Below are 20,626 nucleotides of genomic sequence, written 5' to 3'. Positions count from 1 at the left end.
GACTGGAGTCATGCCTGCGACTGGGTCCAATCACACCTTGGAGACTTTTTCCGGTGCGCTACACACAGTGAACGTGAACAGCGCACACCCCCCCTAGCAGGGGGTCGCGAAAAATCGGCGGCCTCGCCGCCGGCCACGGCGGAAACTCCACACGCTGACTGGCTCGCACGAGCAACCGCCTGGACGCACGCCACCTGGCCGGGCCAGAACCGCCGCTGGCAAGTCCTCGCGGTACTGCAAGCCCTCGCCTACGCCGCCTACGTCGCCGGGAGGATCGCGCCGGACGGCACCCCCTGTGTCGAAGTCGGGGTGCGCTCACTCGGCCTGCACGCCGGCCTGATGGCGCACGAGACCGTCGCCTCGGTCCTGGCTGAGGTTCGCGAGATCCCGGGTTCCCCCGTGTTCCGCACGCGTCGCGCCGCGGGCACCCTCGCTGACGAGTACAGCCTGGTCACCGCCCGCCGCGCCGAGAACCTCGATGAACTCACCGACCCGGTCCCGCTGGAGCGGATCAGCGTCGGGCCGGTCCACGACGCCTGGCTGGTCCTGGGCCTGCACAAACGCGCCATCTACGAACTCATCACCCGCACCGGACTCACCGCGGCCGCCGACGTCATCGCGGCTACCCACGTCGCCTCCAGCACCGGCCACGACGTGCTCGCCGCCCTGGCCCGCGACGGGCTGATCACGCGCGGGCGCGGCACCGTCGCCCCGGGCCCGCGCTCCCTCGACGATGTCGCCGACCGCCACAACCTGCACGCCCAGCGGGCCATACGTCTCGGCGAGGTCAAACAACAGCGGGCCGAGTGGCGGACCTGGCTTGAGATCCGCTTCGGCATGGTCACAGACCCCACCACCGACACCGAGTCCTCCACTGTCCCGGCCGCGCCTTGGGACAGTGACCACACCCTGAACGAACTCATCTGGGCCGCCCAACTCGCTGCAGGCCCACCCGAGCCGCCTTACCCAGGTCTCGACGACCCGCCCGACCCCGACACTCTTGCGCTCGAACTCCTGCACGACCAGCTCGGCGCGGTCCTGCTGGTATGAGCTTCCCTACCCACACCTTGCCCATACACGCCCCATACCTGAGTTTGGGCGTGTGTTACTCGGCTGAGGTCTGGAGCGCAGCCAGGCGGGCGGTGAGTTCGGCGGCGCGCTGCTGAGCCAGCTCCTTGGCCACGGCGTCGACTTGGTTGGCGCCGGCGGTCAGCAATGCGGAGAGGGCGACGTGGCGGGGTGTGTCGTCGCCGAGCAACTGCATGATCTGGTCGGTGGCATGTTCGAGGGCTTCGGCGGCGGCCGCGCTGATGTAGAACGAGGCGCGGCGCATTCCCTCCGGGTCCGGCCGGGTGCCGCCCTTACCTGTCCGTACCCGGCCCTCACCCTTGTCTACCTGTGTATGGGCGTCTGTCTGACTCTCGGGAATCTGAGGGCCGAGCCGGGTCCGCAAGACCCTGTCGAGGTCGGTGCCAGACACATCCGGACCGGGTAGGGGATTTCGTGAGCTCACGCCACCACCGCCAACTCGGGATCCAGCCGCCCGACCAGCGCCCGGAAACCCTCAGTGGTCTCGCTCTCCGGTGCATGTTCGAACACCGTGGTACGCAGCCGCCAGGCTTCCCGGACTTCCTTCTTGTCCTTGAACACCGCCAGCAGATCCAGCGGGTGCTTCTCGAACGCCTCCAGGGTCGACGTAGCGATCCGCCCCTTACGCCCGTCGTACATGTTGACGACCAGACCGGCGATGTCGAGTTCGATCTTGAGTTCCTCTTGCAGGGTGGCGACCTGGCGCAGGAACAGCCGCAGTGCACGAAGGCTCGAATCCTCGGCCTGCACCGGGATCACGATGCGCCCCTGCGGCCCCTCATCGTCTTTGCGCCGCCGCGCCGCGACCAGCGCGTTGTCGTTGAGCAGGCCCAGCGACGGCGGGCAATCGATCACCACATCGTCGAAGACGCCGACCAGGTTGTCGAGGAACTTGCTCAGGATCCACTCCCTCATGCGCAGGGCGTGCAGGTCCGTCTCCAGCAGAAACATCTCGTCGCTGGTCGGGATCACGAACAGACCCCCGGCGGTCCGCCGCACCAGTTCGCCGAGCTCGCCACTCCACTTACCCAGCAGCGCCTTCGCCAAGGTCGCGTCCTCGGCCGGTTCTATGCCGAGCGCCTCGGTCAGGTGTCCCTGCGGATCCCAGTCCAGGGCCAGCACATTGCGACCCCGCGCGGACAGCGCCGCCGACAGATTGACGGTGTCGGCTGTTTTGCCCACGCCACCTTTTTGGTTGGCGATCGCGTATATGCGCACGGGCCGGACCTTACCCTCAGTCCCTGCCCATACTGAGGTAAACACACCTCTGTTGCGTGTATGGGCATCCATACACGACAAGAAATGCTGACGAGTGGCAAGCGGACTTGCCAAAGGTCAAGTAAACTTACCTCATGGGTTATCAGTACTTCGAGACCACCGCTGACGGTTACGTCCCCGTCGGCACCGATATCGACGCCGTCCTGCGCGACGGTGATGAACAGATCCTGCACGCGACATGGACCACCTTCCATCACATCGAGTTCACTCGCGAAACACTGAAGGAGATCGATACGGACCAGGCCAAAGCGACTGTTGCCGCACACATGCGCGCCAGGCTCGCAGGCCTCGCCGACGTCACCGCCGTTCAGGCACTGGAAGCCAACCGTCGCCTGGTCGGCCTGCTCACCGGTCGCCGATGGCACGTGATGCGTGCCGCGCGAGAGGCCGGCGAGAGCTGGGCCGCAATCGGCACTGCGCTCGGCATGAGTAAGCAGGGCGCTCTCGACTGGTACAAGCGCAAGATCGAAGACCAGGAGAAGTACGCAGGGAAGTTCCACGACATGGACCGGGCCCGTGCCGTCCTCCCTGAGGACACGAAGTGAGCACGCCCTTACCTGCCCTTACCTATCCGTACCCGTGTATGGGCAGGGTAGGGACCCGTGCTCTGCGGCGGTTCGGCCCCCGACCGCCCGTACACCGACACGCCCACCCGCAGTGCCAGGTCTGCGGCAACGGCACCCACTTCCGTGCCACACTCCACGCTTCCGCCGAACGCGCGAAAGGTTCGTTTCGATGAAGAACCCCACCAAGAATCCGTCCAACTCGGGCACCGCACCCACCAGGGACGCAGCCGATTCCGTGCAGGCCCTGGCCGAACAACTCCACTCAGCCCGCGAACGGCTCGCCCTCCTCGGGGGAGACGCGCCCCAGGTGCTGGCCGAAGTGCCCTCAGAAGCCGAACTCGCTGCCGAGCGTGAGCTGGCCGAGTGGCGGCGCTCAGCGCTGCGGGCGGCCGAACGCGCCGAGCTGGCCGAGCAGCTGGCGGCCGCGGAGTCGCTACGCAAGGCGCAGGCCGAGATCCGGGAAGCCGACATTCGCGACGCGGTCGACGCCCGCAAGGCGCTGGCCGAGCAGCGGCGCGCCGACACTCCGGTCTCGAACATGGCCGAGCTACGCCGCGCCGGCCGCTACATCCGCATCGCCTGCGCGACGATCATCGCCGCGGGCATGCTGTGGAGCGCGATCAATGTGCAGCAGAACATGGCACCCGGCGGCACCGGCGATCCACTGTTCTGGGTCTCCTACCTCATCGAGGCCATGATCTCGGGCCTGCTGATCGTCATCGCCCTGGGCGTCTCCAAGGCCCGCGAACTCGCCGATCTCGATCCACCGGCCGCGACGCGCATGGTCGAAGTGGGGCTGCTGGTCCTGACACTCGGGCTCAACACCTACCCGCACCTGAGCGAGGGCCACTGGTACGACGCCGCGCTGCACGCCATCGCACCGGTGATGATCGGCGGCAGTCTGCTGGCACTGCACGGTCTAGGCAGCCACTACATGAAGGCTCGCAAACGGATCGCCGAACGCATCCACGCCCAGGGCGGCACCGACACCGTGCACCTGCCCGCTATCGACACCGTGCAGACCGTGCACCGTGCACCCAGCTACCGGACCGAGCTGACCGAAAAGACCGTGCACGGTCCGGGGGCGCAGACCGTGCAGCTCGGCGAAACCGTGCACCGCGCAAACGCCAGCGATCCAGAAACCGTGCACCTCGCCACTGCGGTCGAGGAGATCACCGAGCAACTTCCGCGCACCGAGCAGCCGACAGCCGCGCACCTGGCACACGCCTCGGTCGCCACCCCTCACTCCGCGTATACCGCGCAGCCCGGCCTGCACACCGAGCAGCACACCGTGCAGGCCGACAGCCGCGGCTCACACTATGACGGGAGGCCCGCTGTCTCCGAACTGGAGCAAGGGGCCGCAGGTCAGCTTGACCTCGTCATGTCAGACGCTCCGATCCTTTCCACCGACACCGCGCAAACGCCAGGGCAGGACCTCGTATCGACCTCCACGCGCGGTCCGGAGACCGCGCAACCCACACCCGCCCATACACAGGTAGGGGTCGGTGAGGGACGTGTACGGACCGTGGTCTCGACCGGGGGCGAGCAGTTTCCGCGCACCGAGCAGCCGACCGGGCAGGCAGAGACCGTGCACCGTGCACCCGTAACCGAAACCGTGCACCGTGCCGACCCGGAGACCGTGGACGAAACCGCGCAGCCTGAGGCCGGGCGCGCCGCACGAGAGGCGGCAACCGCGCAGCACGGCGAAGACGACAGTGACCTGTGGGCGCTTGGCGCCGAGGTGCACGGCCGGCTGCGCCGGACACGGTTCTCCGTCGAGGACGTGGTCCGGGTGCTTATCGCCAACCGCCGCGACGGCCTGGGCGCGGACCGCATCTACCGCGACAAGCTGGGCCCGCACCGCGACACCACTACCAAGTGGATCGAACTGGCCGCGCAGATCGATGCTGAACGTACTGCCAGCATGGCCCCGGTAGTGCGACTGCACGAGCGCGCGTAGCCGCTACCCGTAGAACGACGTCAGGCCCCGGCGGCTCGTACCCGCCGGGGCCTGACGTCGTTCTGGGGAGACTACCGGCCGCCCCCCGAGCTGGCACTCAGCAGCAGTCTCGACCTCGTCGCCAGCTCTTTCTAGGTGTAGTCGCGGCGAAGCCGCCGCACGTGATCTTGCTTGAGGTACCCTGGAAACGAAATTGGTTGGAGCGAGCTAGATTTTAGGTGCCCTATCGGGCACCCCACCCGGTCGTCGGGTGGTCGCTGCGCTGGGCTGTGAGGAGGCTGCGATGGCAGCGGAGTCGCCGAATCGGCGGGCGCACGCCAAGCGCGTGCGCGCGGCCAACGTGGCCGGAGGCCGACCGCACCGGCATGTCGTGAAGCTCTCGGATGCCGAGCACGCCGAGCTGACCGCACAGGCAGAGGCAGCGGGGGTGAGTGTGCCGCGGCTGCTGGTCGAGTCTGCGTCGGACTCGAATCGGGTGGAGGCCGGCCGCGCGCACGCGGTGCAGCGACTCCTCGAGCTCGATGACCAGGTGCGCGGTGCGATGAACAACCTGAACCAGCTCACGCGCTACGCCCACCAGAACCGCGAGGTCGCGGAAGGGACCGTCGCGGCGTTGGTCGCGGCGACGCGGGCAGCGCTCGCGCTCGATGCGACGGCGCGGTGGGTGATGGGCCTGGCGCCTGCGGTGACCGAGGTGTCGGTGTCGGTGTCGGCCCAGGATCTGGTGGTCGACGAGGAGTGGGCGTCGCGGATCGATCCTGACGGGTGATGCCGTCGTGATGCCGAACATCGTGAAGGGCTCGGATATGCGCGGGCTGTTGCGCTACCTGGCAGGCCCGGGTCGGGTCGGCGAGTCCCGGCACACCGATCAGCGGGTGGTGGCCGGCGATCCGGTGGTCATGGCGGTGTACGCGGGCCCTATCGACCTGGCGCGCGCGGTCGAGCTTGCGGCGCTGCTGGATTCCCCGCGCCAGACCCTGTTGCAGGGTGCGCCGGTGCTGGCGACGAACTACAAGGCCGCACGCAAGATGATCGCCGAGGGAATGGACCGCAAGGCCGCGTTCGAGGCGACGACCAAAGACACCAATGTGTGGCACTGCTCGCTCGCGCTCAAGGCGGAGGAGGGCGATCTCGCCGACCCGAAATGGGAAGCGATCGCGAACGACTTCATGCGGGAGATGGGGTTCATCGGACGCGCGGACGGTGTGCCGGATGTGCGATGGGCAGCGATCAACCACGGCCGCGCCGGCGCCGACGGCAACGGCGGGGACCACATCCACATCGCGATGAGCGTCGTGCGCCCGGATGGATCACTGGCCGATGTGTTCCAGGATCACCCGCGGGCACAGGCCGCGTCGAACATGCTCGAGCACAAATACGGGCTGCAAGTGCTGCACAGCCGCGAGGAGGCCAGCACCGAACGGGCGACGAAGCCAGGCGAGCGGGCCCGCGCGCAGCGCCTCGGCGCACCGGAAACGGATCGGGAAGCGTTGAGTCGGCGGGTGCGCGCGCTGGCGGTCGCGAGCGGCAGCGAGGCCGAGTGGATCCGGGAGGTGCAGGCCGCCGGCATCATCATCAGCCCCTATTTCCGGCGCGGCGGGATGGACGAAGTCACCGGCTACAAGGTCGAGCTGCCGCCGCGGCGCAACCTCGACGGCAAGCTCGAGAAGTCGCTGTCCTACGGCGGCGGCTATCTCGCCCGGGATCTGACGCTGCCCCGGATCCGGGAGTGGGCACCGTGGGATCGCGGCGCCGACGCCCGCGAGGAAGCACTCACCGAGTGGCGCAACATCACCAAGTCGTCAGGCAAGCAGCACCATTCGCGGATCTCCTCCCCGTTGGACGAGCAGCAGACAGTCGACGAACTCGGTCGCTGGAGCCGCTACGTGCGCGAGATCCCGGCAGCGGACCGCGACGCGTGGGCCAAAGCCGCGTCGCAGTCCTCGGGGATGTTCGCGGCGTTGTCGGTGCGGACCGAGCAGCGGCCGGGACCATTGGACCGGTTGTCGCGGCAGCTGGCCCGCGCCGGCCACGTGCAAGGCGAGCAGCGCCGTCCGTGGGGCGTGCACGGCTCAGGCCTGCGCCACGTCTCGCGGATGCTGATGTCGCTCTCGCCGGATCCGGCGAGAGCGAATCTGGCGTTGATGTACGCGATGGTCGACTGCCTGCTCGCGGTCCGCGACATGCTGGCCGCGACCGAGCGGGCGAACACCGCCGCGACCATGGCGGCCGAGGCGCGTAAAGCGCTGACCGTCATCCACTTGCGTGCGGCCGGCGTGGATCCGAGCACCGAACGTGACAAGGGTGTGGGGTCGCCGGTATGGGCGGCGCAGGAACGCGCCCGCGGATTCGTCGACGGCGTCGATCCGACCGAGACGGAGAAGCGGATCGAGGGCTCTCGCGGTGCCTACATCGCGCGCAGCGGGTTCGGCTCACCGCGTACTGCGGCGCAGTCTCCGCTCACCCCACCGCCGGGTTCAGGTCGCACGCAGGGACGGCCTCCGGGCCAGACGCCGGGGCGTCCGCCGAACACCCTCCGGCCGCCCGGACACGACCGCCCCCGCGGCTTCGAACACTGATTCCATCCTCACGACCAGCCTGGCGAGTGGGGGTGGATTAGCCCCTGGATTAGGCCCTGGACCAGCCCCTGGATTAGCTCAGGGTTTGAGCCCAGCCCCTGGGCCAGGGGCTAATCCAGGGCCTAGACCAGGGCCTAATCCAGGGGCGGGAATCGCGCGGAGCTGCGGGTTTTCCGTCCTGCCCCGACCCCTCCGTTCGCAAGCGCCCGGTTTGTAGACCTCCCTCCATCTGCGTACCTGGATCGAGGGAGGTCTACAAACCAGGGTCGGGGCAGGACGGAAAACCCAAATCGGAAGTCGATAGATCAAAGGTGGGAGGGAAGTGGGGCAGGCCCGGCCGAGAGCTATCGCAGGCGCAGTGTCCGCGACGCGACGAGGGCGTTGAGCAGACCGTTGGCGGCGGCGACGGTGGGTGCGTGCTCGGCGTTGGCGAGTGTCCCGTTGCGTGCCTGCTCGGTGAGCGCGTGCAGTACTTCGCGTGTGCTGCGGGGTGAATCGAGCACCAGGGCGACGGCCTCGCGGTGCGCGTCGGCACGGTTCTTGCGCGCCGATCCGGCAGCTTCTGGCGGAAGTTCCGGCGCCGGAACGGGGTCATCTGCCCGGACTCCGTGGTTGGCCAGCCACAAGTCGTGGAGCAACGGCCGGACCACATTCGCCCCGACATCGGCGATTCCCGGGTCGCGATACATCCGGTGTGCGAGCACCCGCAGCAGCTTCTGGATCGCTATCGCGTCGCCGAGGACCCGCTCGACCGCACCATCGGGGGACAGCGGGCGGCTGCGCTCGACGACGCGAACCTCTTCGTGGATTTCGACGACGCGCCCGTTGCTTGCCGCTGCGCGGTTCTCCTCGAACGCGCGCCGCCGGCACTCTGGCGAACACCACCGCCGCGGACGTCCCCTGCCCTGCGCGGGTTCGATCAGATCACCACAGCGAGGGCACCGTTTGACGTCCATACCGACCAGCGTACTTATTTACGTCGGACGAAAATCGAGGAGACCCACGCCTGGATGCAAGAGGTCTGCTCGGTGGAAATGGGCGAGAAATGAGGGGAGGAGAGAGGGAGGGAGTAGGTGATTGCGCGAGGGGGAAGGGTGCAGGGAGATGGTGCGGGAACGGGTGAGGGGTGGTGGCTGAGGGTGTGCGCTGTGTGGTGAGTACGAAGATCTCGTCGCGGGTGCAAAAGGTGTAACCCCCACCTCGCACGAATCGCCAGAACCTTGCCGCGGGCGGGCGGCGGCCCACCGAATTTGTCGGTGATGGCGGCGATGATCCGGTCATGGAGCCACGCGCGTACGGCTTGGGCGGGCCGCTGATTCCGCACCACACCGATCTCGACGACGACCGCGATCCCGTCTGCGGTCACCTCCTGATCGAACACTGCGACGGCTGCTCGGCCTGCACCGTTTGCGACGACGGCTGCTGGTGCCGCGCGGCCGAAGACGAACACCTCGACCTCGCCAGCTGACCCCGGCCCCTTTTCGTTGGACGAAATTTCCCGAACTATCCACGATGGTGGAAGAGGTGTGCCGGATCGGGGCCCGGAGGGGCGTCGGGGCCCCGGGGTGCACTCCACGTCAGGAGACCCCCGGTAGGACTGTCGCCTTTCCGGTGACAGTCCCTGCGCGGCGGAAGAGTGCAATAGGTGTGACGGTGGTTTCTGAGAGGCACCCAAGGAAAGCTGAGGCTGCTATGGCGTCGGCTCAAACGCCAACGCCTAGCGGATGCGCCGGACAGCGGTCAGGGCGACTCGGGTTCCTCGCTGGTGTCGGGCGGCGGGGGCTTCACCGCTTCCACTGTCATCGCACCATTGCTGGTGAAGCTGAGGATTGCGGCCTGGCCGGCGCGGGCGATCAGGTTGCGCACGATTCTCTTCGCCATCGCGTCGGCGGCGTCCTCGGACTCGCAGCGGACCAGCATGCGCTGGGCCTGGTCGAGTTCGCCGCTGCCATCGTCCTCACCCCACGTCCATGACCCGACCGGCGATGCGAGCCGGGCCACCACGAAGGCTTTGCCGGTCGGCTGCGTCTCGTACCTGCCAGGGCTGGATTCGCCCGGCTTCGTCTCGAACTCGACGGCGACCTCCACGATCTGGTCGGCCCGCACCCAGTCACCTCTGCGCGTAGTCACCCACAGTTGTCCCATCCGCGGAATTGTTCCCGACGAGGCCGACACCTCCAGCTGCTGTCGCCCCGTCTCGAAGACACCGCCTGCACGCCCTTGTGGTCGAACTCAGCCAAGCTGGTCTCGTAGCCGTCGTCGAGCGCGGCGGCGCACACTCGGGTGCCCGTAGGCGCGGGCCAGCGTGATCCGGGTCCGGGCCGCCGCCCACCGTGTCGCCGGACTGCTCGGGGAGGTGCCGGCCTCGGTCGGCTGCTCGTCGTCCACGTCATAACCGACGGAGGCTCGGGCGCCGCGGTTCCCTCCGGCGGGGCGGTTGTCCGGACGGTGTCCATCGGCAAGGCTCTGACTCACTTATGTACCAAAACTCAATAACTCGCTCGCCGGAGCCGCACGGCTGTTCATCGTGAACGAAACGCGGCTCCGGCCGGGCAGCGAGGACAGAGAGGCCGAGTGATGAAGAAGTATCGCGTCATCGTCGAGCACACGCCCACGCGCGATCAGCGCACGTTCGTCGTCGATGCCGACGTTCAGGACTCACCAGGCGGCGCGGCAGACTACGTGAACGCTGTTCTCGCGCCGCTGTGGTTCGTCAGGGAAGTCCTCCCGGCGTAGCTTCCCCCCCGAGCACGCCGACGCAGCGGTGCTCACTTAGATATCTATCTCTATAACTTGCTCGCGCGACTTACTCGCGCTGCTCGGCTAGGCGCGGTCGTCGACGAACTCGGGGGGCTCGTCCCCGTCGAGGCCTTGCAGGACGTCCCAGATCTGCGACATGACCCACCAGGTGGGGACGCCGCGCTGGTAGCCGACTTTCGGTAGTCGCAGGATGTCCATCGCCGCGGCGATGTCCGCGATGTCGACCGGTGTCCCCGTATCGGTCAGGTACCGGTGCACATCGGCGGCCGAGACGAGGGAGGGGTCGGCGTTGAGCGCGTCGACGACGGACCGCAGCACCTGCTTGTTCTGCTCCGGCAGCGGCGAGGTCGCGTCGCTCACGCGGTCCTACTCCTCCGCCTCACCGGTGCCGGGCTGCTGGTCTACGCCGAGCAGGGTGAGCTGGTGGCCGAGGTCAGGGCGGACGGTCATCAGGTAGGTGCCGGCCACGGCGCTACGGCAGGTGACGAGGTAGGCCACGATCTGGCTGTCGTCGGCGGGGTGGCGGCACACGGCGTCGATGATGCCGGTGCGCTCGATCGCGTCGGGGTGGCCCGGGTCGAGGGCGCGGCCGTCACGGTCTGCCCACCAGCTCACCGGGTCGCCGCGGCGGAACTCGCATTGCTGGCCGTCCATGCGGTCGAGCATGACACGGCCGCGCCCCGTCATCGGCGAAGGGAGGGCGGACCCGTCGCATACTGGTTGGTCTATTCGGATTTCAGCGACGAAGGGCTGCCCGAATGCTGTCCGAGGCGGATGCGACCGGCGGGTGGACGCTGTACGCGCATCCGAGTCAGGGCACCATGCTGACCCGGACGATGTACCGGCGCCAGCTCACCGTGTGGGAAGACGGAAATCTGTTCCAGTTCGTCGTCGACAATGCGACCACCACGTTGAAATGGGGGAGACGCGGCACCGTCGCGGCGGCGAAGGCGGCAGCGGAAAAAGCGGCCAGGCCGGCGTCCACGCCGGAGTGACCGGCACCGACCCTGTCGGACATGACATGGCATGGACTGGTCGCCCGATCGGGATAGTCTGCGAGACGTGGCGAACGAAGGTGATCGAGTCCGGATAGGAACCGGCGGAGTCTCGGTGTTCACGGTCGTGGAGATCGAGGGCGACCGCGCGGTCGTCGAGTCGGTCGAGGACGCACCGGGCCGCTACCAGTGGACCGCGCGGGTGGCCGATCTCGTCGCCGCCGAGGACTGAAGCCTCACCCTGCTCCGATACGACGGCCATAGGGTTCGGGCTGCCTACTGCATCAACTCGTTTCGCGGTGCCTGATCGACCACCCACCGGGAGTGTGGATGGCGGCACCACTCACGGCGAAGTTCGCCGCGGAGGCCTGCGTCGGCCTCGGGGAAGTCGCCGTAGCGCCCCAAGGCCCGACACAGGCATCGAGAAGAAGTGCGTGCGCGACCACGGACTCTCTCAATTTCACCGCTCGACTTGCATCCCATTGCGAAGTTGTCCCGGCGGCGAAGCGGGTGCTTGTCTACCGCGCTTCGCTCTGTCGACGTTAGCCGAGCGAATGCGTCCATCGGTTGTCTGTTGGGCGCTGAAGTGGGGAAACCTCACCTGCGGCCATCTGACCAGCGAGTCTGTTTGGACAACGAAGTCGGACGAAGGAGCTGTTGGACAGTTCATTTGGACGTTCCGCTCGCTGTTTGGACACTTCCGTCGACGCTTGTCGTGGGTGAGGATGGTGAAGTTCTGCCGGGAGAAACCGCGAACTTCTGCCCGGAGAGCGGCGTCACCAGATCTGAACCATTTCGACTTGCATCCCATTTTGCGTGGAACCCGCGCGAGGGCGCTTGGTAGACACAGATGTCTCTGGCTCTCGCGGGGTTCCGCAGCCACAAGCTGAAGAACGGAGGCCTGTTGGCCACCCTCCCGCACGAGGCCAGAGCACTCTCCTCGGCACAATCTAGGTCATTTGGGCCGGGTACCGCCGCGCCCAAGTCTCCGCGCTGGAACTGGCCGGCAGTGGTGCTAGCCGCGCTGGTCGTCCTTTCCGGTTACCTGTTCACCTTGCTGCTGATCCGATGGGGCAGTGCGACTCCTCGGGAAGCGGGTTGTCTCGCTATCGGCATCGCGCTGGCGATTCTGGCCGGCATCGCGCCCGTCAAGATCGGACGTAATCGTGGTTCTCGCCTCGGGCGGCGAGCTGGTCGGGCGATCACAGCGTGGTTCAGCGAGTGACGCAGGCGACGAGAGCCTCCGATCCGACGGCAAGCGCTGACCTCGAGCTCACCGCAGCGTCTGTGCCGGAATTCCTTGCCCTTATGCGCAAGATCAAGGATCGATCCGGCCGAACCGCAGGTCAGCTGGCGAAGTACGGCAGGCTTCCACGAAGTACGGTCTACAACTTCGTCGCGGAGAAAAACGCTGCTCTCCCTCGAAAGCCCGAGCAAGTTCAGCGGTTCTGCCGCGGCTGTCGGCTCACCGACGCTCAAACAGCTCAGGTGATGCGGTTGTGGGAGAACCTGAACGAGACCAACACCCGAAAGCCCGAATCGGAGGCCATTCTTCCTGGCACGATGATCGACCTCAGCGCGATCCGTGACGAGGTGCGAAAGATGCTGGAGCAGCAGCAGGCTGAGGGGCCCACTCGGCGCGGCTGCATACAACCAGCCTCGGGGGTGGTAGCACTGCCCACCGGGTTCGTTTACGGCTTCCCCCACGAAGTCGGCAGCGAGGGCACCTACTACTTCAGCCGCGAGCAGGCAGGTTTCGAACGAGGACTCGGCGCGGCGTTGACCATCGTCCTGATGGCGCTTCTCACGCACTTGTCCAAGTGGATGTTCTCGAACCTCCCCCTCTGGGTGGCCTTCTACATGACGTTCATCCTTGGTGTCCTTCAGCTCGCGTGGATCAGGCTCATTAGTCGAGTCTGGAACCACGAACAAGACGCGAGGCCTCGGCGGAAACTGTTGGCGGCCATCCCCGTCGCCTGTGCCTGCACTGCCGTCGCCACACCGTTCGTCGGACCCTTCGCGGGGTCGTGCTTCGGCCTCGTCGTGGCCTCCCTGGTCTTCCCCTTCATCCGGGAACGACTGCCCGACACATGGCAGGACTTCTGGCGCGCCTCGCGGGAATTCCTGTTGGTTCTCGCCCTATTGGCCCCGATCTTTATCGCGGTTGAGGTGGTGGCCATCGGGCTAACCGTGGGTTCGACTGGTGTGGTCGTCGGCGGCGCTTTCGGCATTCTCGGCGGTGTCGGGAGCCTCGCCAGTCTGGTCCGCCGGGCTCGTGGGCGCCCTCAGCGAATACCCGGCGCCGACTCCTCCGTCCGAGGGTTCAGGTTGTGGCCGTGCGGGCTGCGGCGACTTCGCCGTGCACGACCGCGAGGCTGACTCCGACGCCGCGGGCGATCTCGCGCAGGGACTGGCCCTCGGCGCGGCGGGCCAGGATCGCGCGGCGTTTGTCGTCGTCGACCACGCGAGGCCGGCCACCGGTGCGGCCTTGGCGGCGTGCGGATTCCAGCCCGTCGCGGGTTTTGCGGACTATGTCGCGGCGCCGGTCCTCAGCCAGGGCGAGGGCCAGGTCCAGGATGAAGCTGCGCTCGGTGTGCTCCCCGGCGGCGATGCCGTGCAGGACCTTCACCGCGACGCCCTGCTGAAACAGGTCGTTGAGCACGATCAGACCCTCGAGGAGGTTGCGGCCGAGCCGGTCGGCTTCCTGCACGGTGAGCATGTCGCCCGGGCGCATGTACTCCAGCGCGGCGGTGAGGGCGGGTCGGTCGGCGACGCGGAGCTTGCCGCTGACCGTCTCCTCGAACACCTTCACGCAGATGCCGTCGAGGTCGTCGTGCTGCCGCTGGGTCTCCTGCTTGCTCGTGCTCACCCGCACCAGACCGACCAACGCCATTTGAGCCCCTCCAGCTGTTCGGAAAACGTGTTCAACAACTGGTCTTGACCCTACCAGTAAACGAACGAGTTTCCGAACGCTGTGACCTGCTCAAACGCCCGGCAGGTGAGCAAAAGTGTTCGCGTTCGGCCAACGGTCGTTTTACGAACGCGCCCGAGACGCCCGAGCACCACGCGTGTTACCTCCATCACACAATCGAAGCGCCAACTCAGAAACCAGCTGTAAGCAGCGGGGGTCTCCGGGTGGCTCCGGGGGTCTCCGGGAGACGAACAAACTTCTTTATCTAGGGGCTGAGCTTGGGTGAAACCGAAAAGGCGCTGGACAGCGCCCTTATTCTGATCAAATGCGTTCGCCTGCCGAGCACCAAGCGAAGGCTCGGAACGACCTCCTGCAACTGGTCGAGACCGAGCACGCTGTCGTTTGGAACGAGGTCGAGGCCAAGCTCACCGAAGAGAACCGCGCACGCGAAGACGCCAACTTCGCACACGTCCTCACCGACGCCCGCCATATCCTGACCGACGCCGGTCTGATCGTCCCCAACACAGAGACCGCCCGGGGCGGCACGTCCATCGAAACTTTCACCCCCGCCGATCTCACCAACCGGGCCACCAAGGTGAAAACCGCCGCCGCCCGCAAACGGCTCCTCATGGCCCGCTACCGCGGCTGGGCCAGCGGCAACGCGACCTACCCCCACGGACTCATCGGACCGGCCGGCGAGGTCGCAGTTCGACAAGCCCTCGTGGAAGCAGGCAACCTCTCGCTCTCCACGCCCGGCGCCGGCGAAGTCCGCAACATCCTCGGCACCAGCCTCAATGGATCCCTCGACTCCGGCGGCTGGCTCCCGGTCATGAACAGCCAAGGCCTGCTCGAGGCCACCATCTACATCCCCATCGAAGTCAAAAACGTCCGCGATTGGCTGTACCCCCAATCCTCCGAAGTCTTCCAACTCCTCAGCAAAGCTGCCCAGCTCCAGCGCGGCGCACCCACCACCCTGATCCACCCTGTTCTGATCTGCCGCCGCGCCAACTACACCCTGTTCTTCATGGCCAAGCAGCTGGGCTTCCGCGTCCACATCACGCAACAGCAGTACATCCGCGCAGCGCCCGAACCCCAACTCGCCGAAATCCGAACAGAACTCGGCTTTACCGACCTCATGCCTATCGAGGCGGGAAAAGCAGTACCGAATCTGCTCCGGTTCTTCCGCCACACCCTCCAGAAGAGCGCTATAGAAGCCGCCCACACATGGCAGGAAACCGTCCTCAAACACAACTTCGACGTTCACTTTCAAACACTCCGCGACCACAGCCTCCGGTTCCCGCACCGCGAGCCCCACATGACCGCATTCCGCACAGCCGTACACGAGGCAGGCCTGCAAGGCGGCTGGTGATCCCCAGCGAGCACTCCGATCTCTCGCGTCATCGGCCAGACGGCACCGCTACCCGGACGCCGGGGGAAGCCGCCGCCGACGCGAATCCCCCGGTCCCGCAGGTCGGGTCTCACACAGGAAACCAAAAATGTTCGGTCAGCTGGCTCGGTACATACCGCCGCACGCACGCGAGGTCATCGAGAACCGCCTTCCTCAACTCGGTGAGCTCCTTCGCGCGGACCTGTGGATCCCGGGACAGATGCGCCGGTTCGTTGACGAGGACATCTGCGGTATCCCCGTAGAAGAAGACCCCCTCGACCGCGAGGGCATGAAGATCACGGCATACCTCTGGCTCCCCGCTGACGTCGAGAGCCGCGAGAGCAGCCAGATACGCGAGCGGCCGGCGCGGATCCAGTCCATGGCGGGTTTCGAGGTGGTCCGCAATCCACCCCGGTGGAATGTCGCGGAACTTCTCGACGCTCGAGGTGGTCAGGATCGCCCCCCACTGCCAGGCGTAGGTGGCTCGTTGGAACTCATTGCTGTCAACCATCTCGGTTGCCTTCCTGCTTCGGTGTGCTGGCCGGTTACCTTGGCCGCGCCAGTCGAGGAAGAACGTAGAAAACCGGGGTGCAGAATGTTTCAGTCCGACGTCCGCCGAACCGAAAATGGCTGGGCTGCAACATATTAAAGCTGTGACGGACCGGCAGACGCGTCACTGTCAGGCGGGCCGCCGACAAACCTCTGCCATTCGATCGTCCCTCCGTGTCGGTGCCTCGGCGCACTATGGGATCCATGGGCACGCACGACGCCATCAATGCCGCCAATGCCGAAGCAGCCCGCAAGGCGGGATGGCCCGAACTCACCGGAACCGCCAAGCAAATCGGCTGGGCCCACACTGTCCGCAAGGACAAAATGGATGAATTCGAAGCCACGCCGATGCCGGAGGCCGAGAAGACCCGGTGGCGGGAAATCCTGCTGCGCGAACTGCGCGCCGGCGCCTGGATCGATAGCCTCTCCAGCCCCTGGCAGGCCCTGGCGATCATCAACCTCACCACCGAAGAGCACGCGGATCTCCTAGCTGGGCAATTCGCGGGTAGTTAAGCTCGCTTGCTGCGGGTATCCGGCCTGCCTGCCCTTGCTGCGTGCAGGGCGGACGGACAACAACCCCGTACGGCCTTCCTGCCGAAACCGCCCCGGAGGTCTCGCCATCCCCGGCATGCTGGTGCGGAGCAGTCGTCTACACCAGGGGGGAGCGGCGGGGCATGGGGTGGCGCAAGAAGAACGAGCCGGAATATCCGTTCGTCGTCGACGACCTCACCCGTGAGCGGCTCGGCCCCTGCGGGCTCAAGGATCTGACCGTCCATCTGTGGCCGCACGAATGCCAAACGTGCGGTAGATCTTTCAACGGCACCCGCGCCGCGCTCCGGGTAGAGGTCGGGACCTACGCGGCTACAGCCGATCTGCACCATCCCGATTGCTGCGCGCCCCGGTGGAACGAGGGTCCGGCGCCCTCGTCCACGGCGGCCACGGTCAACTTCGTCGCCACCACGGTGCTGCTGCCGATCATCGGTGAACAGAGCGGTGCGGAGGCTCTGCGGCCGTTTCTGCTAGTCAATCCCGGCCTCGAGCAGGTCATCCTGGCCGAGTTCGACGAGGGCTGGCGGGTGGCCACGACCAACTACTACGCCCAATACGGGCTCACCGGCGGCGGGTCGGTACTACGCATCGACCACACCGTTCCCGACGCTATCGCCCACCTCGGCGAGGACCACACCGTCACCGTGCGACTGGGCGACCTCCGAGCCGGCTGGACCGGCGACTGCGGGCCCGAAATTGCCGCCGTGGTGCGCGAACTCGGCGGAATCGTCGTCGCGGTCAGCACCGCCATACAACCCGCCCTCGACAGCATCGTCGCCGACTTCGCCGACGCCATCTCCCTCGGGCAAGTCGCCGGCGGGTGGGTGCCACTGAGCTGAACGCAGGCCTGTAGCTGGTGCAGTGAGGACGTCGTCCGGTACGTCTACTCATCACGGGCTCTACCCGTCGATCTCGATGAATGCCATCGCCCTTATTTAAGGAAATAAGGAAGGAAGTAAATATGGAATACTTCCTGCGTTACGAAATTCGGCGATGCCCCGACCTGCCTGGCCCGTACACGAAAACCCTTCTCTAGCTGGGGGTATCGTGACTCTTGACATATGTCAGGCGACAGCGATAGCCTTTCTCCCCATTGGGCACTAATGTGTCTCAACGAAGCTCCGTCCCGCCGGGTCGGAGCTTTTTTCGTCTCCAAGGCCTTCGACGTGTTCGCGTCGGAGGCCTTTTGTCGTTGGGAGGTTCGTTGACTGTCGATGTCGGGTCCGCCGTGGCCGCGGGCGGGTGGGCGGTGTTCTGGATGCAGCTTCCGGTGCTGGTGCTGGGAGTGGCTGCGATCCTGCGTGCCAAGCGGGAAGATATTCCTGACGTGTTCGCGGCTTTCACGGCGGCATTCGGGCGGCGGCGTGGAGCAACCACACGGCGGCGTCCTGTCGATCAGGAGTCGACCAAGGCTGAGGAAGGGGATCTGAGATGCGTCGTCGGGTCCGGACCGGAGGCATCGACCGCCACGTCGCCTCCCGCATAACGCGGGAGCAGATCGACGCACTCATCACCGAGCTCACCGCCACCCCCGAACTCCGGGATGCGCTACTCGACCTTCTGGAGTACGACACGGTCAGCGGCATGATCGATGATCATGCCGAGTACTTTCTGCAGCACACTCTTCAGACCCTGCAATACGCCGAGCTCCGCAGCCTACTGACCGACGACCCGGACGAGCAGGCCACGCATCGCCGCAGCTGCAGGAGCTGCGGTCGTCAGCTCGAGCAGCTGCGGCGGGGCCGCCCTCGGGAGTTCTGCCACTCGGGATGCCGGCAGGCCGCCTACCGCCGACGCAAGGGGCAACGACCAGGACGCCGAGAATTGGGAGTCCCCTGGCTGCTGGCGTCCAGAGTCACCGAAATGGCGGCCGAGATTCGCGCCCTCCTGCGGACACCGGACCTCGGCGATCAGCTCAAAGACGCTGCCGGTTGCTCCTCGGACCACGAGTAATACACGCCCATACACAGGGAAGGGCGTGTATGGGCGGATAGGCGTTGCTTCCTGATCGGTCAGAGCCAGGGATACATCTGCATGTCGGATCGCCTCGACCACGTCCAGCACGCGACGCTCACCGCGAGGTCGTCGAGCTGCTTGGGGGTTCTGCCGTAGAGGTGTCCATCGTTGAGGTAGTCGGCCTGGTCGGTGGTGGCCTCGATGAACGTCAACTCATCGCCGTAGTTCCCGACGTTGCGGTACGCCCACAACCGCAGGGTGTCGAACAGGTTGAGCCCGTAGGTGGAGGTCACCGCGGGAAGCTACGTCGTGGCCTGCGGTGCTCGCCCGGCAACACGCATTGATGCAGTACGACAATTTCTCACACTGCGGTCGGTGTCGGTGGCCGGCCATAGGGTTGGTCGCATGACCGACATCGGCCCTCTAGCCGCGTCCTCGCGGGCCGCCTTCGGCGATCCGGGTGTGCACGCGGTCGTGCGGGCCGGACGCACCGTGCACGCGGTTGCCCTCGGGCAGTGGGTCGGCGAGGAAGAAGTGCCGGAACTGTTGTGCCGCACCGGGGTCGCCGGATGGTCACCCGCCGCGCTGGAACCGACCCGTGCCGCGGTCACGTGTGCACGATGCTTGCGCCGGATCGGCGGCCAGAGTCTTGCCTCCCAACAACTTCCGCTATTCGGTGCGGACTGATCCGGATGTAGTTCGCCGCGGCCCGGGCTGCTCCGCCCCCCTGCCGACGGAGAACAGGACTGCTATGGCCGGGTCAACGGATTCGCGCGCCGGCCATACGCAGATAGGTACGCGAGATTTTCTTGCGATTTCAGCTACCGAGTGACGGAATCGGTGGTTTCGCGCGCCTATATCCACCTTGAGAAGGAATAGCTCTCTCAAGGTGATGACCAGGGCGTTTTCTGAGTGCCGCACGTGGAGAACCCCCTGGGAACAATCCTTCTCGCTCACTGTCGACGAGAAGGACGGGCATTTGATGATTGAGTTCTTCACCGGCGCCGGAGGACTGCTCTCGGGCGGGGCCGCCGGACTGCTGGTGTGGTTGCTGCTGCGTGACCCGATGCGCACATGCGCCGCGCTCGTTGCCATGGTCGTCGCGGTCACCACCAAGAACGCTGAGAAGCGCACCGCCGCGCTCGAGGTGATCCGGGCGGTGCTCGCCGCCCCACCACACCGGCACTCGCTGCTCCCCCACACACGACCAGCCGAACCACCCACCTCTGCGGCTACCGACGCACCGGCCGAACCTGCGGCCGAGCCGCCTACCGAATGATCCAGTGTGCGGCACCAGGGGCTTCCTGCGGGGAGCGGCTGATTCTGACCACGGGTGAATCGGTGCATTCAGATGCACGCCTATATATGCTCGAGAGTATGACTGGCCGACTTACCGTCACGATGGACGACCGCCTGGCCGCTCTCGTGCGCGATGCCGCCGCGCGGGAGACCGGCGGCAACGTGTCCGAATGGCTGACCCGCGCGGCCACCTCACGCCTGCTGGCCGCCGACGCGGCCGCGCTGGCCGCCTGGGACGCCGCACATCCCGACGAGCGCTCCGCGGAGCTGGCCGAGCGTGAGGCCGAACGCGAGGCACGCTGGGCCGAGGGCGACCGGGGGCGCGGCGCGGCGTGAGACGCGGTGATCTGTATGCCTACCAAGCAATTTCGCGCACCCGCACCGTGCTCATCGTGTCCGCCGACGAGCTGACCGCCGCCGGTCGCCCCATCGTGATCGACGTCTCCGACGTGGCGCCGACCGGAGTTCGCTCCCTGCTGGCGGTGCCCATCGCCGGCCACGGGCACGCCCTCGTCTACCGAATCACCGATGTCGACCCCGCCCGGCTCATCGAGCACCTCGGCGTCGCCGACCCCGCGGCAATGGACGCCATCAGCATGTCCTTGTCCGTCGCGCTGGGGCTGTAGCGGCTGAGCTACAACTGCCGATCGTTTCGAGTGTTCAGCGATCAGTGGCGGTGGCCGCCCGTGGTGTGCTCTCGTTGAGGGAAATTTCGGGACGTTAGGGAGGGCGGCGGTGCCGATGCTCG

General features: G+C 66.6%; 29 protein-coding genes. 19 read left to right on the top strand and 10 right to left on the bottom strand.

Annotated features, from left to right (window positions below; genetic code table 11):
- Positions 1–309 precede the first annotated feature (309 nt).
- Entirely contained in the window at positions 310–1,050 is a 741-nt protein-coding gene (locus tag AB0M22_RS45120) for a hypothetical protein (RefSeq protein ID WP_364740065.1), read from the top strand.
- Between the two features lie 55 nt (positions 1,051–1,105).
- Here the strand turns inward: AB0M22_RS45120 and AB0M22_RS45115 are convergent, their stop codons facing one another.
- A complete protein-coding gene (locus AB0M22_RS45115; protein WP_364740063.1) occupies positions 1,106–1,480 on the bottom strand; it encodes a hypothetical protein in 375 nt (124 codons plus the stop codon).
- Positions 1,481–1,509: 29 nt separating this feature from the next.
- Positions 1,510–2,379, bottom strand: a complete 870-nt coding sequence (locus AB0M22_RS45110; protein WP_364740068.1) for a ParA family protein — start codon at positions 2,377–2,379, stop codon at positions 1,510–1,512.
- A 62-nt stretch (positions 2,380–2,441) separates the two neighbouring features.
- Here AB0M22_RS45110 and AB0M22_RS45105 point away from each other — a divergent pair, with 62 nt between their 5' ends.
- From AB0M22_RS45105 to AB0M22_RS45090, 4 genes are all read left to right on the top strand, one after another.
- Positions 2,442–2,912 (top strand): hypothetical protein, encoded by a 471-nt coding sequence (locus AB0M22_RS45105; RefSeq protein WP_364740060.1) that lies wholly within the window; start codon positions 2,442–2,444, stop codon positions 2,910–2,912.
- Between the two features lie 190 nt (positions 2,913–3,102).
- Complete coding sequence (locus AB0M22_RS45100) at positions 3,103–4,893, top strand: hypothetical protein (RefSeq protein ID WP_364740058.1); 1,791 nt, start codon at positions 3,103–3,105, stop codon at positions 4,891–4,893.
- 283 nt (positions 4,894–5,176) lie between these two features.
- Positions 5,177–5,662 carry a hypothetical protein gene (locus AB0M22_RS45095; RefSeq protein WP_364740055.1) on the top strand — a complete coding sequence of 162 codons (486 nt, stop codon included), beginning with the start codon at positions 5,177–5,179 and terminating at the stop codon, positions 5,660–5,662.
- 10 nt (positions 5,663–5,672) lie between these two features.
- On the top strand, positions 5,673–7,472 hold the full coding sequence (locus tag AB0M22_RS45090) for a hypothetical protein (protein ID WP_364740052.1): 1,800 nt from the start codon (positions 5,673–5,675) through the stop codon (positions 7,470–7,472).
- Between the two features lie 344 nt (positions 7,473–7,816).
- Here the strand turns inward: AB0M22_RS45090 and AB0M22_RS45085 are convergent, their stop codons facing one another.
- A complete protein-coding gene (locus AB0M22_RS45085; protein WP_364740049.1) occupies positions 7,817–8,428 on the bottom strand; it encodes a hypothetical protein in 612 nt (203 codons plus the stop codon).
- 323 nt (positions 8,429–8,751) lie between these two features.
- Here AB0M22_RS45085 and AB0M22_RS45080 point away from each other — a divergent pair, with 323 nt between their 5' ends.
- On the top strand, positions 8,752–8,940 hold the full coding sequence (locus AB0M22_RS45080; RefSeq protein WP_364740046.1) for a hypothetical protein: 189 nt from the start codon (positions 8,752–8,754) through the stop codon (positions 8,938–8,940).
- Between the two features lie 272 nt (positions 8,941–9,212).
- On the opposite strand, the gene AB0M22_RS45075 is transcribed toward AB0M22_RS45080, so the two are convergent.
- Positions 9,213–9,578 carry a hypothetical protein gene (locus tag AB0M22_RS45075; RefSeq protein ID WP_364740043.1) on the bottom strand — a complete coding sequence of 122 codons (366 nt, stop codon included), beginning with the start codon at positions 9,576–9,578 and terminating at the stop codon, positions 9,213–9,215.
- A 126-nt stretch (positions 9,579–9,704) separates the two neighbouring features.
- Positions 9,705–9,947, bottom strand: a complete 243-nt coding sequence (locus tag AB0M22_RS45070; RefSeq protein ID WP_364740041.1) for a hypothetical protein — start codon at positions 9,945–9,947, stop codon at positions 9,705–9,707.
- 99 nt (positions 9,948–10,046) lie between these two features.
- On the opposite strand from AB0M22_RS45070, the gene AB0M22_RS45065 reads away from it, so the two are divergent.
- Positions 10,047–10,208, top strand: a complete 162-nt coding sequence (locus AB0M22_RS45065) for a hypothetical protein (protein ID WP_364740038.1) — start codon at positions 10,047–10,049, stop codon at positions 10,206–10,208.
- A gap of 87 nt (positions 10,209–10,295) precedes the next feature.
- Here the strand turns inward: AB0M22_RS45065 and AB0M22_RS45060 are convergent, their stop codons facing one another.
- Positions 10,296–10,592 carry a hypothetical protein gene (locus AB0M22_RS45060; RefSeq protein ID WP_364740035.1) on the bottom strand — a complete coding sequence of 99 codons (297 nt, stop codon included), beginning with the start codon at positions 10,590–10,592 and terminating at the stop codon, positions 10,296–10,298.
- A 6-nt stretch (positions 10,593–10,598) separates the two neighbouring features.
- Positions 10,599–10,886 (bottom strand): hypothetical protein, encoded by a 288-nt coding sequence (locus AB0M22_RS45055; RefSeq protein ID WP_364740032.1) that lies wholly within the window; start codon positions 10,884–10,886, stop codon positions 10,599–10,601.
- A 104-nt stretch (positions 10,887–10,990) separates the two neighbouring features.
- Here AB0M22_RS45055 and AB0M22_RS45050 point away from each other — a divergent pair, with 104 nt between their 5' ends.
- The 4 genes from AB0M22_RS45050 (at position 10,991) to AB0M22_RS45035 (ending at position 13,606) form a co-directional block, all read left to right on the top strand.
- Positions 10,991–11,227 carry a hypothetical protein gene (locus AB0M22_RS45050; RefSeq protein ID WP_364740029.1) on the top strand — a complete coding sequence of 79 codons (237 nt, stop codon included), beginning with the start codon at positions 10,991–10,993 and terminating at the stop codon, positions 11,225–11,227.
- Positions 11,228–11,294: 67 nt separating this feature from the next.
- On the top strand, positions 11,295–11,459 hold the full coding sequence (locus tag AB0M22_RS45045) for a hypothetical protein (RefSeq protein ID WP_364740027.1): 165 nt from the start codon (positions 11,295–11,297) through the stop codon (positions 11,457–11,459).
- 618 nt (positions 11,460–12,077) lie between these two features.
- Positions 12,078–12,452 carry a hypothetical protein gene (locus tag AB0M22_RS45040; protein ID WP_364740024.1) on the top strand — a complete coding sequence of 125 codons (375 nt, stop codon included), beginning with the start codon at positions 12,078–12,080 and terminating at the stop codon, positions 12,450–12,452.
- Positions 12,449–13,606: a hypothetical protein gene (locus AB0M22_RS45035; protein ID WP_364740021.1), complete on the top strand. Its 1,158-nt coding sequence runs from the start codon at positions 12,449–12,451 to the stop codon at positions 13,604–13,606. Before AB0M22_RS45040 ends, AB0M22_RS45035 begins: the two co-directional genes overlap by 4 nt.
- Here AB0M22_RS45035 and AB0M22_RS45030 read toward each other — a convergent pair.
- Positions 13,551–14,120, bottom strand: coding sequence for a recombinase family protein (locus AB0M22_RS45030; protein WP_364740018.1), 570 nt, complete (start codon positions 14,118–14,120; stop codon positions 13,551–13,553). The genes AB0M22_RS45035 and AB0M22_RS45030 overlap by 56 nt on opposite strands.
- A gap of 343 nt (positions 14,121–14,463) precedes the next feature.
- Between AB0M22_RS45030 and AB0M22_RS45025 the strand changes: the two genes are divergently transcribed.
- The gene (locus tag AB0M22_RS45025) at positions 14,464–15,507 is read left to right on the top strand and encodes a hypothetical protein (protein WP_364740017.1); all 1,044 of its coding nucleotides are present in this window, start codon (positions 14,464–14,466) and stop codon (positions 15,505–15,507) included.
- A gap of 109 nt (positions 15,508–15,616) precedes the next feature.
- Here AB0M22_RS45025 and AB0M22_RS45020 read toward each other — a convergent pair whose 3' ends face one another.
- The gene (locus tag AB0M22_RS45020; protein WP_364740014.1) at positions 15,617–16,036 is read right to left on the bottom strand and encodes a hypothetical protein; all 420 of its coding nucleotides are present in this window, start codon (positions 16,034–16,036) and stop codon (positions 15,617–15,619) included.
- 242 nt (positions 16,037–16,278) lie between these two features.
- Here AB0M22_RS45020 and AB0M22_RS45015 point away from each other — a divergent pair, with 242 nt between their 5' ends.
- From AB0M22_RS45015 to AB0M22_RS45005, 3 genes are all read left to right on the top strand, one after another.
- Positions 16,279–16,587, top strand: a complete 309-nt coding sequence (locus tag AB0M22_RS45015) for a hypothetical protein (RefSeq protein WP_364740011.1) — start codon at positions 16,279–16,281, stop codon at positions 16,585–16,587.
- Between the two features lie 161 nt (positions 16,588–16,748).
- Complete coding sequence (locus AB0M22_RS45010) at positions 16,749–17,462, top strand: hypothetical protein (protein ID WP_364740009.1); 714 nt, start codon at positions 16,749–16,751, stop codon at positions 17,460–17,462.
- Positions 17,463–18,054: 592 nt separating this feature from the next.
- Positions 18,055–18,576 carry a hypothetical protein gene (locus AB0M22_RS45005; protein WP_364740006.1) on the top strand — a complete coding sequence of 174 codons (522 nt, stop codon included), beginning with the start codon at positions 18,055–18,057 and terminating at the stop codon, positions 18,574–18,576.
- Between the two features lie 59 nt (positions 18,577–18,635).
- Here the strand turns inward: AB0M22_RS45005 and AB0M22_RS45000 are convergent, their stop codons facing one another.
- Positions 18,636–18,872 (bottom strand): hypothetical protein, encoded by a 237-nt coding sequence (locus AB0M22_RS45000; protein ID WP_364740004.1) that lies wholly within the window; start codon positions 18,870–18,872, stop codon positions 18,636–18,638.
- Positions 18,873–18,984: 112 nt separating this feature from the next.
- Between AB0M22_RS45000 and AB0M22_RS44995 the strand changes: the two genes are divergently transcribed.
- From AB0M22_RS44995 to AB0M22_RS44980, 4 genes are all read left to right on the top strand, one after another.
- Entirely contained in the window at positions 18,985–19,266 is a 282-nt protein-coding gene (locus tag AB0M22_RS44995; protein ID WP_364740001.1) for a hypothetical protein, read from the top strand.
- A gap of 295 nt (positions 19,267–19,561) precedes the next feature.
- A complete protein-coding gene (locus AB0M22_RS44990) occupies positions 19,562–19,858 on the top strand; it encodes a hypothetical protein (RefSeq protein WP_364739998.1) in 297 nt (98 codons plus the stop codon).
- 98 nt (positions 19,859–19,956) lie between these two features.
- On the top strand, positions 19,957–20,214 hold the full coding sequence (locus tag AB0M22_RS44985; protein ID WP_364739995.1) for a hypothetical protein: 258 nt from the start codon (positions 19,957–19,959) through the stop codon (positions 20,212–20,214).
- Complete coding sequence (locus tag AB0M22_RS44980; protein WP_364739992.1) at positions 20,211–20,504, top strand: type II toxin-antitoxin system PemK/MazF family toxin; 294 nt, start codon at positions 20,211–20,213, stop codon at positions 20,502–20,504. Before AB0M22_RS44985 ends, AB0M22_RS44980 begins: the two co-directional genes overlap by 4 nt.
- Positions 20,505–20,626: the final 122 nt, after the last annotated feature.

The organism is Nocardia sp. NPDC051756, from assembly GCF_040681495.1.
In the GTDB taxonomy this organism is placed as follows: Bacteria; Actinomycetota; Actinomycetes; order Mycobacteriales; family Mycobacteriaceae; genus Nocardia.
The sequence above is the reverse complement of the archived record's forward strand: the minus strand, read 5'-3'. Positions and strand labels throughout refer to the sequence as shown.

Excerpts from the sequence above, each read along its gene's own strand:
- AB0M22_RS45110 (WP_364740068.1), bottom strand. The coding sequence starts at position 2,379 with ATGGATGCCCATACACGCAACAGAGGTGTGTTTACCTCAGTATGGGCA.
- AB0M22_RS45105 (WP_364740060.1), top strand. The coding sequence starts at position 2,442 with ATGGGTTATCAGTACTTCGAGACCACCGCTGACGGTTACGTCCCCGTC.
- AB0M22_RS45100 (WP_364740058.1), top strand. The coding sequence starts at position 3,103 with ATGAAGAACCCCACCAAGAATCCGTCCAACTCGGGCACCGCACCCACC.
- AB0M22_RS45095 (WP_364740055.1), top strand. The coding sequence starts at position 5,177 with ATGGCAGCGGAGTCGCCGAATCGGCGGGCGCACGCCAAGCGCGTGCGC.
- AB0M22_RS45090 (WP_364740052.1), top strand. The coding sequence starts at position 5,673 with ATGCCGAACATCGTGAAGGGCTCGGATATGCGCGGGCTGTTGCGCTAC.
- AB0M22_RS45085 (WP_364740049.1), bottom strand. The coding sequence starts at position 8,428 with ATGGACGTCAAACGGTGCCCTCGCTGTGGTGATCTGATCGAACCCGCG.
- AB0M22_RS45080 (WP_364740046.1), top strand. The coding sequence starts at position 8,752 with ATGGAGCCACGCGCGTACGGCTTGGGCGGGCCGCTGATTCCGCACCAC.
- AB0M22_RS45055 (WP_364740032.1), bottom strand. The coding sequence starts at position 10,886 with ATGGACGGCCAGCAATGCGAGTTCCGCCGCGGCGACCCGGTGAGCTGG.
- AB0M22_RS45050 (WP_364740029.1), top strand. The coding sequence starts at position 10,991 with ATGCTGTCCGAGGCGGATGCGACCGGCGGGTGGACGCTGTACGCGCAT.
- AB0M22_RS45040 (WP_364740024.1), top strand. The coding sequence starts at position 12,078 with ATGTCTCTGGCTCTCGCGGGGTTCCGCAGCCACAAGCTGAAGAACGGA.
- AB0M22_RS45030 (WP_364740018.1), bottom strand. The coding sequence starts at position 14,120 with ATGGCGTTGGTCGGTCTGGTGCGGGTGAGCACGAGCAAGCAGGAGACC.
- AB0M22_RS45025 (WP_364740017.1), top strand. The coding sequence starts at position 14,464 with ATGCGTTCGCCTGCCGAGCACCAAGCGAAGGCTCGGAACGACCTCCTG.
- AB0M22_RS45020 (WP_364740014.1), bottom strand. The coding sequence starts at position 16,036 with ATGGTTGACAGCAATGAGTTCCAACGAGCCACCTACGCCTGGCAGTGG.
- AB0M22_RS45015 (WP_364740011.1), top strand. The coding sequence starts at position 16,279 with ATGGGCACGCACGACGCCATCAATGCCGCCAATGCCGAAGCAGCCCGC.
- AB0M22_RS45010 (WP_364740009.1), top strand. The coding sequence starts at position 16,749 with ATGGGGTGGCGCAAGAAGAACGAGCCGGAATATCCGTTCGTCGTCGAC.
- AB0M22_RS45005 (WP_364740006.1), top strand. The coding sequence starts at position 18,055 with ATGCGTCGTCGGGTCCGGACCGGAGGCATCGACCGCCACGTCGCCTCC.
- AB0M22_RS44995 (WP_364740001.1), top strand. The coding sequence starts at position 18,985 with ATGACCGACATCGGCCCTCTAGCCGCGTCCTCGCGGGCCGCCTTCGGC.
- AB0M22_RS44990 (WP_364739998.1), top strand. The coding sequence starts at position 19,562 with ATGATTGAGTTCTTCACCGGCGCCGGAGGACTGCTCTCGGGCGGGGCC.
- AB0M22_RS44985 (WP_364739995.1), top strand. The coding sequence starts at position 19,957 with ATGACTGGCCGACTTACCGTCACGATGGACGACCGCCTGGCCGCTCTC.